This is a genomic window from Ruegeria sp. AL2 (assembly GCF_056540845.1).
The window spans coordinates 188,875-201,968 of record NZ_JBQFXM010000001.1 but is presented as its reverse complement, the minus strand read 5'-3'; the positions used below and the strand labels follow the sequence as shown (position 1 = coordinate 201,968).

At 62.3% G+C, this 13,094-nt stretch carries 16 protein-coding genes and 1 pseudogene; 1 reads left to right on the top strand and 16 read right to left on the bottom strand.

Annotated elements, in window-relative coordinates; all coding sequences use genetic code 11:
* Positions 1-11: 11 nt before the first annotated feature.
* The 14 genes and pseudogenes from ACR0ID_RS01025 to ACR0ID_RS00960 all read right to left on the bottom strand — a co-directional run bounded on the left by ACR0ID_RS01025 (position 12) and on the right by ACR0ID_RS00960 (position 8,475).
* Positions 12-674, bottom strand: a complete 663-nt coding sequence (locus ACR0ID_RS01025; RefSeq protein WP_480603254.1) for a phage tail tape measure protein — start codon at positions 672-674, stop codon at positions 12-14.
* Positions 661-870: a rcc01693 family protein gene (locus ACR0ID_RS01020; RefSeq protein ID WP_480492981.1), complete on the bottom strand. Its 210-nt coding sequence runs from the start codon at positions 868-870 to the stop codon at positions 661-663. Before ACR0ID_RS01020 ends, ACR0ID_RS01025 begins: the two co-directional genes overlap by 14 nt.
* Entirely contained in the window at positions 867-1,187 is a 321-nt protein-coding gene (locus tag ACR0ID_RS01015) for a gene transfer agent family protein (protein ID WP_480517452.1), read from the bottom strand. Before ACR0ID_RS01015 ends, ACR0ID_RS01020 begins: the two co-directional genes overlap by 4 nt.
* Positions 1,188-1,191: 4 nt before the next feature.
* Positions 1,192-1,605: pseudogene (locus ACR0ID_RS01010) on the bottom strand (phage major tail protein, TP901-1 family).
* A 20-nt stretch (positions 1,606-1,625) separates the two neighbouring features.
* Positions 1,626-2,039, bottom strand: a complete 414-nt coding sequence (locus ACR0ID_RS01005; protein ID WP_480603252.1) for a DUF3168 domain-containing protein — start codon at positions 2,037-2,039, stop codon at positions 1,626-1,628.
* On the bottom strand, positions 2,036-2,374 hold the full coding sequence (locus tag ACR0ID_RS01000) for a phage head closure protein (protein ID WP_480603250.1): 339 nt from the start codon (positions 2,372-2,374) through the stop codon (positions 2,036-2,038). The genes ACR0ID_RS01005 and ACR0ID_RS01000 overlap by 4 nt, the downstream gene beginning before the upstream one ends.
* Positions 2,371-2,970 carry a head-tail connector protein gene (locus ACR0ID_RS00995; protein WP_480603249.1) on the bottom strand — a complete coding sequence of 200 codons (600 nt, stop codon included), beginning with the start codon at positions 2,968-2,970 and terminating at the stop codon, positions 2,371-2,373. The genes ACR0ID_RS01000 and ACR0ID_RS00995 overlap by 4 nt, the downstream gene beginning before the upstream one ends.
* A 171-nt stretch (positions 2,971-3,141) precedes the next feature.
* Positions 3,142-4,320: a phage major capsid protein gene (locus ACR0ID_RS00990; RefSeq protein ID WP_480517460.1), complete on the bottom strand. Its 1,179-nt coding sequence runs from the start codon at positions 4,318-4,320 to the stop codon at positions 3,142-3,144.
* Positions 4,321-4,355: 35 nt separating this feature from the next.
* Positions 4,356-4,913, bottom strand: a complete 558-nt coding sequence (locus tag ACR0ID_RS00985) for an HK97 family phage prohead protease (protein ID WP_480517462.1) — start codon at positions 4,911-4,913, stop codon at positions 4,356-4,358.
* A 14-nt stretch (positions 4,914-4,927) separates the two neighbouring features.
* Positions 4,928-5,146, bottom strand: coding sequence for a GTA head formation protein, RCAP_rcc01685 family (locus ACR0ID_RS00980; protein WP_480603248.1), 219 nt, complete (start codon positions 5,144-5,146; stop codon positions 4,928-4,930).
* The gene (locus ACR0ID_RS00975; RefSeq protein ID WP_480517464.1) at positions 5,139-6,302 is read right to left on the bottom strand and encodes a phage portal protein; all 1,164 of its coding nucleotides are present in this window, start codon (positions 6,300-6,302) and stop codon (positions 5,139-5,141) included. Before ACR0ID_RS00975 ends, ACR0ID_RS00980 begins: the two co-directional genes overlap by 8 nt.
* Positions 6,303-6,493: 191 nt before the next feature.
* Entirely contained in the window at positions 6,494-6,703 is a 210-nt protein-coding gene (locus tag ACR0ID_RS00970; protein WP_480553782.1) for a DUF1059 domain-containing protein, read from the bottom strand.
* Between the two features lie 148 nt (positions 6,704-6,851).
* Positions 6,852-8,222 (bottom strand): DNA-packaging protein, encoded by a 1,371-nt coding sequence (locus ACR0ID_RS00965; RefSeq protein ID WP_480603245.1) that lies wholly within the window; start codon positions 8,220-8,222, stop codon positions 6,852-6,854.
* Positions 8,131-8,475 (bottom strand): hypothetical protein, encoded by a 345-nt coding sequence (locus tag ACR0ID_RS00960; protein ID WP_267366896.1) that lies wholly within the window; start codon positions 8,473-8,475, stop codon positions 8,131-8,133. The genes ACR0ID_RS00965 and ACR0ID_RS00960 overlap by 92 nt, the downstream gene beginning before the upstream one ends.
* A 701-nt stretch (positions 8,476-9,176) precedes the next feature.
* On the opposite strand from ACR0ID_RS00960, the gene ACR0ID_RS00955 reads away from it, so the two are divergent.
* On the top strand, positions 9,177-10,442 hold the full coding sequence (locus ACR0ID_RS00955) for a DEAD/DEAH box helicase (RefSeq protein ID WP_480603857.1): 1,266 nt from the start codon (positions 9,177-9,179) through the stop codon (positions 10,440-10,442).
* 90 nt (positions 10,443-10,532) lie between these two features.
* Here ACR0ID_RS00955 and mltG read toward each other — a convergent pair whose 3' ends face one another.
* Entirely contained in the window at positions 10,533-11,690 is a 1,158-nt protein-coding gene (gene mltG / locus ACR0ID_RS00950) for an endolytic transglycosylase MltG (protein ID WP_480517470.1), read from the bottom strand.
* Complete coding sequence (gene fabF, locus ACR0ID_RS00945; RefSeq protein ID WP_480473383.1) at positions 11,691-12,956, bottom strand: beta-ketoacyl-ACP synthase II; 1,266 nt, start codon at positions 12,954-12,956, stop codon at positions 11,691-11,693.
* Between the last annotated feature and the right edge of the window lie 138 nt (positions 12,957-13,094).

The window sequence follows — 13,094 nt, the reverse complement described above, 5'->3', positions numbered from 1 at the left end:
TGCTCCCTGATTTACCTGTTGCGATTGCCGCGCCCCAGGGCACGGCTCATCTGTGCTGCAATCTGTCCCTGCGAGCGGCGGAACCCTTGCACATCCGGGGTCGTGATGTTCATCACCACATTCACCGAACGCCCGCCGCCCTGCGTGCGCACGCCCAGCTTGCCGTCCGCGCCGCGCGCCAGCGGCATGATCGCCTCGGGGCCGGCCTCGCCCATCAGCCCGGTGCCGCCCCGCAACGGAAACATCGTCGGGCTGCTGACCACGCCGCCATTGGCAAACGGCATCACCCGGCCCTGGCTGAAACTGCCGCCATCGGCAAAGGGCAGAAGACCCTGCACCAACCCGCCGACCGAGTTTGCCAGCAATCCGCCAAAATGATCCGTCACCGGCTTGATCGCTGCTGCATAAGCCGTTTGGATCAACGAGTTCTTCAGCACATCCAGCGCGCCTGACAGGCTCATCCCGTCCAGAACCACACCATCAAAGGCCTTGCGCAAACCGCTGGACATGCCCCGCTCCAGCGTGGCGACCTCCTTGCCGGTTTCCTCGAACGCGGCGCTGATCCGCTTCATCTGGCTGTCAAACGCCGCGGCCATCGTCGCAGCATCACCCAGGGCATCGCCCAGCGCTGCGCCCCGTTCCTGCAAGTCGTCAAACCCGTCACGATCCGTCATCACGCTCTCCTTGTTGCTTGTCCGGGAAGGCGGCCAGCAGCGCGTCAAGGCCTGCCCGGTTCATCGCGGGCATCCCGGCGCCCTGCCCCAGCATCAGCCGCAGTTCCGCCGGGGTCAGACGCCAGAACTGCTCCGGCGTCAGCCGCAGCCCCAGAAACCCGGCCCGCATCAGGGCGGGCCAGTCGAACCCGCTCATGTCGTTTCCGGCACCATGAAGGCACGGGCCAGCAGTTCGGCCGCCGCTTTGGCCGCAGCCATCGGGCCGCCCTCGATCTCGGCATGAAACAGGTCGGCGCGGGTGGCATTCCGGCCTCCGCCCCGCAATCCGGCAACGATCAGCGCCAGCACGTCACCGCTGGAATACGCGCCACCCTCAAACCGCTGCACCAGCTCGACCATGGATCCGGTGTTCAGCTCCTGCTCCAGTTCCGCCAAAGCGCCCAGCGTCAGCTTGAGCACCCGCCGCTCTCCATCGATGGTCAGTGCCACCTCGCCCGTCCACGGATTGGCCATGCGATTACAGCGCCGTAAAGCTCAGCGCACCGGCGCTTGCCATGCTCATCTCATAGGTCGCCTCACCGTTGTGTGAGCCCGCATACTCGATGCCCGTCACCTGAAACGCCCCCTCGACAATGCCGAAATCGGGGATGATCACCTGAAACGCCGGGGTCTCGCCGTCAAAAAACAGCTACCGCGCACGTTCGTCCGTACCTGCATCCTTTAACACGCCCGAGCCGGAAATCGAGGCCGATTTGACCCCCGCCCCCGACAACAGCTCGCGCCAACCCCCCTGACTTTCCAGGCTGGTGACGTCCACGCTTTCGGCGTTGAAACTGATCCGCGTGGCCCGCAGGCCCGCAATGGTCTGGAACAGGCCCGTGCCGTTCATATCCACTTTGACCAAAAGGTCTTTTCCGTTCTGGGCAGCCATGTGCTCTCTCCGTTGATTGCTTAGTCGTCTTCCACGCGGGCGCGGAATCTCAGGTCGATCTGGCGGATGCTGCCGCCTGTCCCGGTTCGCCGGGCCGAGGCGCGCTCGAACCACAGCCCGACCAGATGCCCGCGGCTCAGAACCAGCGGCGCATTGTCCAGCGCGTCACACACCGCCCCGGCCAGCGTCTTTGCCGCGCCAAACCCGGCGGCTTCGGACACCACCGAAACCGTAAAGCGGTGGATCGCACCCGCGCTCGACCGGTCCGAGGCGTCGCGGACCTCTTCCGGGCCCAATGTCGCATAGGTCTGCGGAACCGTTCCCGTGGGCACCGCGTCATAGATCGCGCCGCCGGACTGGCCGCTGACATCCGCATCCGCGGTCAGGTGCTGAAACACCGCCGCCTGCAGGGCGGCTGATACGCCATAGCTCATGCCGCCACCTCTTCATCCGCGAAACAGGTCAGGTACTGGCCGCGCGCGTCACGCTCTGCCACGGCGCGGATGACGAAACGGCGATTGCCCTCGCGAAACCGCTGATCCGGCGCCGGGCGCATGGTCGACCCTTCGGGGGCGCCCCGCACCACGATGCGATACCCCACGCGCGAGACGGAAACGCCAGCGATCTGCCGTTCCGCACCACTGCGCGCCGTGACCTCGGCCCACAGCGTTCCCAGCGCGGCCCAAGCCTCGGTATATCCCCCGGACCCGTCAGCGCTGCACATCGGGGCCTCAAGCACCAGCTTGCGGTTCAGACGCGGGGTGTTCATTGCACCACCCCCGCACCAAAGCGCACCATCCGATAGCGCTGGATCAGGCTGGTGACACCAAACGGCATGCACCCCGCGCCCAGCGCGGTCTCGTCCCGGTATTCGTAATAATGCGCCGCCAGTAACAGTACCGCCTGGCCCAGATCGGCAGGCAAACCGGCCCAGTCCGTGGCCATCCCGGCCGTGAAGGCGATCTTCACCGCACCCCCCGTTGCAATCGCAGGCAGGACCAACCCGACCGGCCGCAACCGCGGGCGCTGGCCATCGCGTTCCAGCCGATACACCGCCGCATCCGCAACGGTTTCAGTACCTGCCGCATCGGTCAGCGTCACGGACAGCACCGATGTCACCGGAGCAACCGGCAAAACCTCGCCCGACGGATCGCGCCAACCGCTCAGGCTCCATGAAAAGTCGCGCTCGATCAGAACCTTGCCGGTGCGCGCCTCAATCGCGGCCATGGCCGCCCGCAGGAACCCCTTCAGCACCTCGTTCTGAACGTCATCCTCGGCAAAGCCCCTGCCCAGCCGCAGATGCGCCTTGAACTGATCCACCGGCAGCGCCGCATCCGCGATGGCGGTTTCTTCGATCAACATCATCCATTCACTCCGCAATCTCGGACCCCACCGGGGGCCTCAGTCAGGAAAATGACGGGCACGCGCCGCCCCACGTTGCTCGGACGGAGGGGAGCAGCTAGACAACGCGGGGGATCTCACCCCGGCCCGTGCCCGCCGCCCGAGGGGCTGATGGCCCCCCGGATTCGCCACCGCCTATGCTATGCCGAATTTCACCAGCTTGATGGCTGCAAAGTCGCTCACATCACCGCCCACGCGTTTGGTCGCATAGAACAGGACATGCGGCTTGGCGCTGAACGGGTCGCGCAGCACGCGCAGATCGGGGCGTTCGGCGATGGTGTAACCGGATTTGAAGTCGCCAAACGCGATCGAGAAGCTGTCCGAGGCCGCATCCGGCATGTCCTCGGCAATCAGTACCGGATAGCCCATCAGGCGCGCGGGCTCACCAGCGGCCAGACCGTCCGACCACAGGAAACGGCCATCGCTGTCCTTCAGCTTGCGGATCACACCCGCCGTTTTCGAGTTCATGACGAATGTGCCATTGACCCGGTATTGCGCGCCCAGCGCATAAACCACATCGACAATCGCATCCGCGTCGACACCGCCATCGATGCCGGTGGCAACATACCCCAGGCTGCCCCAGGACCAGGTGTCGTCGGATACCGCGCGGTGGATCATCAGACCTTTGGGTTTGTCCACACCGTCACCCGCGATAAAGGCCGCCGCCTCGGCACGGGCGAACTTGTCGGCAATCCGACCGGCCAGCCAGCCCTCGACATCGAACGCGCTGTCATCCAGCAAACGTTGCGAGGCTTTGGGCAGCGCGCTCAACTCGTGCAGTGGGATCGAGATGCGGTCGATCGACGGGGTTCCGGTTTCGGAAGTGGACGAATTCTCATCGGCCCAGCCGGCACCGACATCGGTATGGTCGATCAGCACATCGAACGAATTCGCCTCGACATTCACCACCGACGCAATCGAGCGGATCGACGCGGTTGCGTTCAGAACCGACTTGATCGTCTCGGCGGTCTGCGGATCGACCAGATACCCGCCATCGCTGTTGACGGCGGTGGACAGCGATTTGCTCTCCATCTCCAGCCCGCGCAGCCCGTCATCCTCGCCCGAGCGTACATAGGCGTCGAACGCCTTCTGGTGCGGTGCACCGTCCAGGGTCGAGGCCGCAAGATGCGGGCGCGCCGCGATGGTTGATTTACGATCCAGCATGGTCAGTCGCTCTTCTGTCTGTTGCAGTTTTGTTTTAACTTCAGCCTTCAGGCCCTTGAATTCATTCACGAAGCCAGCCATCGCCTGCTTCACCTCCTGAACCAGGGGCGCACCCTCTCCGGTCAAGGCCGGGATCTCGGTCTTGCTCATCAGCATGTCCTGTTTTTGGGTGGGTTTGAGGCGCGCTAGGTCCGCGCCAGCTCCTGCCGGGCGTCGTTGAACACCTCGGCAATACTGCGCCAGGTATTCTCGGCATCGGGGTCGCTCCCCTTTGCCGCCACCCGCGCACTGGGCAGCATCGGGAAGGTCACCAGCGACACCTCCCAAAGCTCCAGTTCCGTCAGGACCCGCTGGCCCTTGTCATTCTTCACGGCCCGTTTGGTGCGATAGCCGATCGACAGGCCATCCATCGCACCCGCGCGGATCAGCTCGGCCGCTTCGCGGCCTTTCTGGGTGCTTTCCAGCAGACGTCCCTTGACCCACAGGCCCTTGTCGTCCTCGCGTACCTCGTCCCAGACGCCTATGGGTTGCGCCGGGTCGTGCTGCCACAGCATCTTGACCCGCTGACCCGCCTTGGCGAGCCCCTCAAGCGAGGCGCGATAGGCCCCGCGCTGCACCATGTCACTGCCATGATCGACTTGCCCGAACAGGCTGGCATAGCCTTCGATCATCGCATCCTCGGTCACCGACAGGATGTCACCGAACCCTGCGAACTTATGCTCCAAATCCATGAACTTCTCCATGTAACCCACTGAACTTATGTCGTTACCACCAAGAAAGACTGAAACACCTGCGCCAGGATCACTGCGGCCACACCATAGACCGTCAGCCACAGCCGTTTCTCCAGCCGCTCCATCATCTCTTCGATCTGATCCAGCCGCCTGCACAGATGCGCGTGCTGGATCTCGGCCACCCGCTCATGCGCGGCCAGACGTAGCCCCGGCGCGCATTCGAACGGCGGATACCCCTCAGCCATCGGCACGCTCCGGCAGCCCCAGCAACCTGCGTTTTTCCACATCGCTCAGGAATTCCGCCCGATTGACCCGCGCCCATTGCGCATCCCGCTCTGCGGACAGGGCCGTTACTTGATCCAGATCGGGCTTCAGCATCAGATCCTCGCCGGTAAAGCCCGTCAGCCACTCCGACACCGCTGCCGCCACCCGCGTCACCAGGGGCAGCACGGTCAGGCGGTAAAACGCCCGGTTGGCCTCCTGATAGTTCGAATAGGTCGCGTCGCCCTGTATCCCCAGCAGCATCGGCGGGACCCCAAAGGCCAGCGCGATCTCGCGGGCGGCGGCTTCCTTGGTCTTCTGAAACTCCATATCCGAGGGGGAAAAGCCCATCGGCTTCCAATCCAGCCCCCCCTCCAGAACCATCGGACGGCCGGCATTGCGCGCCCCGCGATAGTTCTGCTCGATCTCGTCGGACAGGCGGCGGAACTGCTCCTCGGCCATCATTCCGTGCCCATCACCGCCCTTCCACACCAGCGCCCCCGAGGGCCGCGCTGCATTGTCCAGCAGCGATTTCGACCACCGCGAGGCGCTGTTATGCACATCAATCGCCGTCGCCGCCGCCTGCATCGGCGAGAACCCGTAATGATCATCCTGCGGGTGGAACGTCTTGATATGGCAGATGGCCTCGGCCGAGAACCGGTGCGTCTTGCCGCCGACGCTGTAATCATAAGCCTTGGGCCACCCATCCGCCCCCGGCATAACGCTCATCCGGTCCGAGCGCAGAACATGAAGCTCAACCGGCAGCCCGTCCTCGGCCTGCACCGCCTCGACATAAGCATTGCCCGACAGCAGCAGCTGCCCGAACAGGGCCTCCAGCATCTCTGCCCGCCCCTGCGCCGCATTCGGGCGCCGCAACAGGGCCAGGATCGGATGCGCATCGAAACGCTGCCCCTGACCCTGCAAAATCAAGGGCAGAGCCGCCGCCGATTCAGCAATCAGCTTGACTGACCGAAACCCCACCGGATTGCCCGAAAACCCCGTCCGTGTCAGCGACACCGTGTCCCGCGGGCTCCACGCCACGCGCCCGCCGGTCTGCCATGCCACCACAGGCCCGGTCGCGCTCGCCTTCGCCTCGGGCGCGCTCCCAGCCGATCCACGACGCAAGAAATCGAATACCATCTGTGCTCCTTTCTGCCGCCGCTCTGCCCGGCTTGTTGAAAGGAGTTATGACGGAAAGAAGTTTAGGGCTTGGGAATGGGGCGTACGGGGGGTGCGCAACGGCTTAGCTCTTTAACCGATTGCACCGGAACCGCCGCTTAATAACAGTATTTGCGATGAACGAAGTTGCAGCTACACGGGCTGCCGTTAAATCAACTCTGAAAGACACTGACTGGCTTGATCAAAGTTGCCAAATAGTCCCGGGTTGCGCCATCCCAATCGTCTGGATTTTCATCGTGCGCAATCTGCGCGTGAAGTTCCATGAGCTTCCAAACTTCTTCCTTGGATTCCGCCACCATGCTCGCTGGACAAGCTTCCATTCCCTCACAATCTCTACAGGCATACGAATAAGCGTCTGACATCTATCCTCTCCCCCAAGTCCAAACTGAAGTATAACCGATGTGCGCAGATTCACCGAATCCGATTGCGAGAAAAGCTGTTGTCTCAGCGGTGAGATTACCTTTTGCCTCCCCCAAAAGAGGAAATTTGTATGATCGTTTGAACAACCTCTCACAACGCCCGCACCCTAGGTCGCCGATACACCCCCGCAGGCCCCACAACCAACTCATGCAGAGCCCAGACCAGCGCATCGACGCGGTCGGGCGAGCCCTGCCCTTCAAACCCGCGCGCGGTCATCTGGCACATCTGCTCCTCCAACGCGTCCAACCCGGCCACATGGCGCACCCGCCCCTGTTCGTACAGCGCCGCCACAGGCTCGGCCCGCGCGACCTTGCCGCGTGACGCCCGCACCGCGCGATATGGGACCAGAGGGTCCACCTGCCGCACGACCTCTTCCACCAGTTGCCCGCCCTGATTGACCTCGGCCACCAGCCGTTCGGCCCCGAACTCATCCATCGCGTCAATCGCCGCCTGCGCCCAGCCCGCCGGGCCAACACCCTGCACCGTCCGGTCAGCCAGCACGAACGCCCGCCACGCCTCAGGCGGGCCTTGCACTTGCGCGCCAACCACCACGATCCCGCAGGCATCCGCTCCTGACCCGGATGTCACCGCCGGGTCCAGCGCCACCACGATGCGATCCAATTCGGGCACCTGCGCACAGCGCGCCGCCTCCAGCATCGAACCCGTCCACAGCGCTCCTTCCGCGTCTGACAGCAGCACCCCGTCCAGCTCCTGCCGCCCCAGCCGAGTACCCGCATAGCGCGCGCGCACTTCTTCCAGAAACGACGCCGCCAGATTGGCCCGGTTCGCTTCGGTCGGCGCATGGGTCTGCACGGTGGACGACGACGCCAGCAACTCCTTCAAAACCTTCACATTGCGCGGCGTTGTGGTCACGCAAACCCGAGGCCGCTCGCCCAAGCGCAGCGCAAATTGCAGCATGTCCCAGGTCTCACCCGCCTTCTTCCACTTGGCCAGCTCATCCACCCAGGCCGCATCAAATTGCGGCCCGCGCAACCCTTCGGGATCATGCGCTGAAAACGCCTGTGCCTCGGCCCCGTTGGGCCAGATAAGCTTGCGTTCCGATGCCTTCCACGTGGGCCGCCGATCCGGGGGCGAGCATTGCAATATCCCGCTATCGCCAAAGATCATCACGTCGCGCACCTGATCGAATGTTTCACCCACCAGCGCCACGCGGCACGCCTCGCCCTTGTCCAGCGGTTTCGGACCCTCGACCATCGATCGCACCCATTCGGCCCCTGCCCGCGTTTTGCCCGCGCCACGCCCGCCCATGATCACCCAGGACCGCCAGTCGCCCTCGGGCGGCAATTGATGCGGCAGCGCCCAGAATTCAAACAGGAAAGGGAGGGCACACAGCCCCCCCTCCCCGATCTCACTCAGAAATCTCTCCCGCACCGCAGCATCGGCGGAGGCGAGCCAGCCTGCACCCGATCTCAAATCGGGCCCGCTCAAGGTCGAGCGCATAGCCCCCTTGGGCAATTCCGGCTTGTCTGTAATGTTGTTCGACAAAGCTTGTCTCCACTTTCTGGCAACTTCGGATCAGCCCCTCCAGCTGACCGAGTTGCTTGGCTGAACCAGCAAGATCTGCATCCTCCCCGGCACCGATCTGTTTGCGCAGGTCTTCTGCCGCTTGCCGCAGATCGCGAATGGACCTTTCCAGGGACTGCAACAGTTCAGCCGTCTGGGAAATCCGCTCTTCCGGGGTAATCAAAGTCATGTTTGCCTGTGACCTCATGCGTGAGTGTTCTCCGCACGAGAGAAACGAAAAAACGGCCACCGGGTCGCCCCGAGGCCGTTCGCCCACTTCTTCTAGCATGACACATCCAATACGGGATAAAGCGCGTAAAGTCAAGGATTTACGCAACAGGCGCGCAACAGGGATCGTACGGTGCGGGTTAACGGACAGTGAATTTCCGGCCATGGTAACCCTCGGCCAAAACGCCGCCCCGCCCTTTAGCCTTCCAAGCCCTGACCGCCTCACCGACCAGAGGGATTAACACAGGGTTACCCCCGTGCCGCTTTCAGCGTGTACAAATTGCACACTCCCCACCTTGACGCGTGTACAAACCTGACATTTTCCGAAATCGCGCTCAAAATCGCCCGCATCACCCGATTTCGACGCGTCAAGGTCCTGCGCGCAACCTGCCCGCGGCAAAACCAGTCCTTGACATTCCCTCCCGAAACCCTCATGTGCCCTTAATCACGGCGCCACCGCGTGAGCATCGTCGGGCTTCAGGCCCCTCAGCGCCAGCACATTACTCCCGGTTCCCCTTCACGCAGGGTTCTTTACGCGATGGCCGGATGGCGCTGGATTCGCTCGCGCATCCCGAGGTCTCGCACAACCCTGCCGGTCACATGAATGTGGCCAGTCACCACCTGCTCGTGGGGTTTAATCTGCGGGCTGTAAAGGATAATTTTTTGTTCGACTTCGATATGCTCGGCCTCGCGCCGACGCTGAACGACGCGTTGAAACGCGCCAATTTCACTCAACCCACCCCGATTCAGAACCAGGCCATTCCGCTGGCCCTGAACGGGCATGACATCCTCGGGCTGGCCCAAACCGGCACCGGCAAGACACTGGCCTTTGGCCTGCCCCTGATCGACCACCTGCTGGCGCAGCCCGGCAAGCCCGATCCCAAAACAGCCAAATCACTGATCCTCGCCCCCACCCGCGAGCTCGTGAACCAGATCGCCGACAGTTTGCGCACCCTCACCAAAGGAACAAAGCTGCGGGTCGCTACAGTTGTTGGTGGCCAGTCGATCAACAAACAAGTGATGTTCCTCGCACGCGGCACCGATATTCTGGTCGCCACTCCGGGCCGCCTGATTGACTTGATGGAACGGGGCGCTGTTGACCTTGGTTCGGTGCGCCATCTGGTATTGGACGAAGCAGATCAGATGCTTGACCTGGGCTTCATTCACGCTCTGCGTCGCATCGCGCCTGCACTGGGCACGCCCCGCCAGACCATGCTGTTCTCGGCCACAATGCCGAAACAGATGGAGGAGCTCAGCCGTGCCTATCTGAACAATCCGCAGCGGGTGCAGGTTTCGCCCCCGGGCAAGGCCGCTGACAAGATCACCCAGTCCCTTCACTTTGTTTCGAAACCCGGAAAACCGTCTAAGTTGCGCGAAATCCTGTCGCAGGACGCGGATGCGCTGACACTGGTCTTCACCCGCACAAAACACGGCGCTGAACGGCTGATGAAAGGGCTGGTGGACGACGGCTTTAACGCGGCGTCCATTCACGGGAACAAAAGCCAGGGCCAGCGTGACCGGGCCATCAATGCCTTCCGCGCTGGTGAGGTGAACATACTGGTGGCCACCGACGTTGCCGCGCGTGGCATCGACATCCCCGGCGTCGCCTATGTCATCAACTTCGACCTACCCGACGTGCCCGACAATTACGTCCACCGTATCGGGCGCACCGCCCGTGCCGGGCGCGGAGGGGAAGCGATCGCGTTCTGTGCACCGGAAGAAGTCGACCTGTTGCGTCAGATCCAGAAGCTGATGAAAATTGAAATCCCTGTCACAAGCGGCACCATGCCGGAAGGGGTCGAGGTTCAGCAACCTGCACGTCGTCAAAACAACCGCCGTCGCGGGTTCAAGCCCAAGCCGGCCAACGGCGATGGGAAACCTTCCAACTCCAGACGGCGCCGTCCCAACAAAAGACGCTCAGCCGCCTAAGAACTGAAGAGCCTGCCAAAGAAAACGCCGACGCCAGTTTTTATACCGGCGTCGGCGTATTTTGTTAACAAAACCAGCAATCCGCCCGGCTTAATTCCCCGAGCTCTGCTGTTCTTCAATTTCGCGCCATTTGGCAACGTTGCGATTGTGCTCCTGCAGGGTTTCTGCAAACGCATGCCCGCCCGAGCCGTCAGCGACGAAGAACACATAGTTGGTGTCATCCGGCGCAACCGCTGCTTCCAGGCTCGCCAGACCTGGATTTGCAATCGGCGTCGGAGGCAGCCCGTCGATCTGATAGGTGTTCCACGGTGTTGGACGGTTCAATTCGCTGCGCCGCAACCCGCGACCCAATGTGCCCTGCCCCTTTGTCACGCCATAGATGACGGTCGGATCGGTTTGCAACCGCATCCCTTGTTTCAGGCGGTTCACGAACACACTGGCGACCTGGCCGCGTTCCTCCGGAACACCGGTTTCCTTTTCGATGATAGACGCAAGGATCAGCATCTCTTCAGGAGTGTCCAGCGGCAACCCGCCTTGACGGCTTTCCCAAACCGCGTTGATCCGCAGTTGTTGCTTGTCCTGCATGGCTTGCAAAATCGCATTGCGATCCTGTCCGGCCACAACATCGTAACTGTCCGGGGCCAACATGCCCTCAGCCGGGATCTCGGTCACCTCACCCGACAGCGCTTCGAATGATTTCAGAGCTTCAACCACCTGCCACGAGGTCACACCTTCTGCAAGCGACACGCGATATCGCGTATCAGCCTCGTTGCGTTTCTCGGTATAGGCTTCAGGCGTTTGTTCCTCTGCCGCATCAAATGAAGCAATCTCGACAAAATCCAGTGTTGCCGGATCCAGTTCACGCACGCGGGTTTGGGTGCGTGTCACACCGATACGGTATTCGATTTCCGACCCGCAAGTGCTGGCGCCGCTGCTGGTGATTTCTTCGATGATCTGCGCCATCGACGCACCTTCGCGCACCAGAAAGCTGCCCGCTTTCAACCGCTGCGCCTGATCGGTATAGTCAGCGGCCATTCGAAACAGAATTGAACTTCGAATGGCACCCTGATCTTCCAGATCGCGACTGACACGTGTCATGTTCGAACCGCTTTTGACCTGAAGGCAAATCGCGGTCTCAAGCGGGCCTTCGGCCTTGTACTGCGACTGTCCCCACAGGATCAGACCGCCCACCAGAAACAGGCCGACCACCAGGATGGTCAGCGCATTCGAAGCGATGGCCCGCCACATTTAATTGACCTTTCCGAAGATCACGCTGGCATTGGTTCCACCAAACCCGAACGAGTTCGACAGCGCCACATTGATTTCACGCTCGCGCTTGGCGTTGGGGGCAAGATCAATCGGAGTTTCAACAGCCGGGTTATCCAGGTTAATTGTTGGCGGTGCGACCTGATCGCGGATTGCCAGGATTGAGAATATTGCCTCAATCGCGCCCGCAGCACCCAGCAAGTGACCGGTTGCCGACTTGGTCGAACTCATCGTCGCATTCCCGGCATGCTCGCCCAACAGGCGCTCGACAGCACCCAGTTCGATCGTGTCCGCCATGGTCGAGGTGCCATGCGCGTTGATGTAATCCAGGTCCTTCGGCTCCAGCCCGGCGCTGCGCAACGCCGCTCTCATGGAACGTTCGGCCCCATCGCCATCCTCGGACGGCGCAGTGATGTGATAGGCGTCGCCCGACATACCATAGCCCAGAACCTCGGCGTAGATCTTAGCCCCACGCGCCTTGGCGTGTTCGTAATCTTCCAGAACCACGATGCCGGCGCCCTCGCCCATCACGAAACCGTCACGGTCCACGTCATAGGGTCGGCTGGCAGCCTTTGGATTATCTGCGTATTTGGTCGACAGCGCCTTACATGCGTTGAACCCGGCAATACCGATCTCGCAGATGCAGCCCTCGCCACCACCTGCCACCATGACATCTGCGTCACCCGCCCGGATGATGCGGCTGGCGTCGCCGATTGCGTGCGCACCGGTTGAACATGCGGTCACGACCGAGTGGTTCGGCCCTTTGAACCCATGGCGAATTGATACCTGACCCGAGGCCAGGTTGATCAGTGCGCCCGGAATAAAGAACGGAGATACCCGACGCGGACCCTTGTCGCGGATCAGGTTCGCGGTATTGGCAATCGATCCCAGACCACCAATGCCCGAGCCGATCAGAACACCCGTACGCAGGCGCGATTCTTCGTCTTCCGGCAGCCAGCCTGCATCCTTACAGGCCATTTCGGCGGCCGCGATGGAATACAGGATAAAGTCTTCGATCTTGCGCTGCTCTTTCAGCGGCATCCAGTCATCGGGATTGAAGGTCCCGTTGGTTCCGTCGCCGCGCGGCACCTCGCAGGCGTAGGTCGTTGCGACCCCGCTTGCCTCTGCATCGAAATGCGTGATTGGGCCCGCACCGGACTCTCCGTCCAGCAGCCGCGACCAGGTTTCCTCGACCCCGCTGGCCAAAGGAGTGACCAATCCAAGACCGGTTACAACGACTCTGCGCATGAAGTGCCTCTTGCCTGCTTCCTCTTATGAGAACCGCTCATACCCCGGCCCGGGGTGCGGGGGCAAGAGCAACGGTTCTTTCCGTCCCGGCGTTCTGCCGCCGAATGCCCAAGGAAACCAGAAATTCGGCGCTTGTCA

What these genes read in the sequence shown, in the direction of transcription:
- fabF (WP_480473383.1), bottom strand. Translation starts at nt 12,956, where the DNA reads ATGCGCAGAGTCGTTGTAACCGGTCTTGGATTGGTCACTCCTTTGGCC.
- ACR0ID_RS00970 (WP_480553782.1), bottom strand. Translation starts at nt 6,703, where the DNA reads ATGTCAGACGCTTATTCGTATGCCTGTAGAGATTGTGAGGGAATGGAA.
- ACR0ID_RS00960 (WP_267366896.1), bottom strand. Translation starts at nt 8,475, where the DNA reads ATGACTTTGATTACCCCGGAAGAGCGGATTTCCCAGACGGCTGAACTG.
- ACR0ID_RS01020 (WP_480492981.1), bottom strand. Translation starts at nt 870, where the DNA reads ATGAGCGGGTTCGACTGGCCCGCCCTGATGCGGGCCGGGTTTCTGGGG.
- ACR0ID_RS00990 (WP_480517460.1), bottom strand. Translation starts at nt 4,320, where the DNA reads ATGAGCAAGACCGAGATCCCGGCCTTGACCGGAGAGGGTGCGCCCCTG.
- ACR0ID_RS01015 (WP_480517452.1), bottom strand. Translation starts at nt 1,187, where the DNA reads ATGGCCAATCCGTGGACGGGCGAGGTGGCACTGACCATCGATGGAGAG.
- ACR0ID_RS01000 (WP_480603250.1), bottom strand. Translation starts at nt 2,374, where the DNA reads ATGAACACCCCGCGTCTGAACCGCAAGCTGGTGCTTGAGGCCCCGATG.
- ACR0ID_RS00980 (WP_480603248.1), bottom strand. Translation starts at nt 5,146, where the DNA reads ATGGCTGAGGGGTATCCGCCGTTCGAATGCGCGCCGGGGCTACGTCTG.
- ACR0ID_RS01025 (WP_480603254.1), bottom strand. Translation starts at nt 674, where the DNA reads ATGACGGATCGTGACGGGTTTGACGACTTGCAGGAACGGGGCGCAGCG.
- ACR0ID_RS00985 (WP_480517462.1), bottom strand. Translation starts at nt 4,913, where the DNA reads ATGGAGAAGTTCATGGATTTGGAGCATAAGTTCGCAGGGTTCGGTGAC.
- ACR0ID_RS01005 (WP_480603252.1), bottom strand. Translation starts at nt 2,039, where the DNA reads ATGAGCTATGGCGTATCAGCCGCCCTGCAGGCGGCGGTGTTTCAGCAC.
- ACR0ID_RS00965 (WP_480603245.1), bottom strand. Translation starts at nt 8,222, where the DNA reads ATGCGCTCGACCTTGAGCGGGCCCGATTTGAGATCGGGTGCAGGCTGG.
- ACR0ID_RS00995 (WP_480603249.1), bottom strand. Translation starts at nt 2,970, where the DNA reads ATGATGTTGATCGAAGAAACCGCCATCGCGGATGCGGCGCTGCCGGTG.
- mltG (WP_480517470.1), bottom strand. Translation starts at nt 11,690, where the DNA reads ATGTGGCGGGCCATCGCTTCGAATGCGCTGACCATCCTGGTGGTCGGC.
- ACR0ID_RS00975 (WP_480517464.1), bottom strand. Translation starts at nt 6,302, where the DNA reads ATGGTATTCGATTTCTTGCGTCGTGGATCGGCTGGGAGCGCGCCCGAG.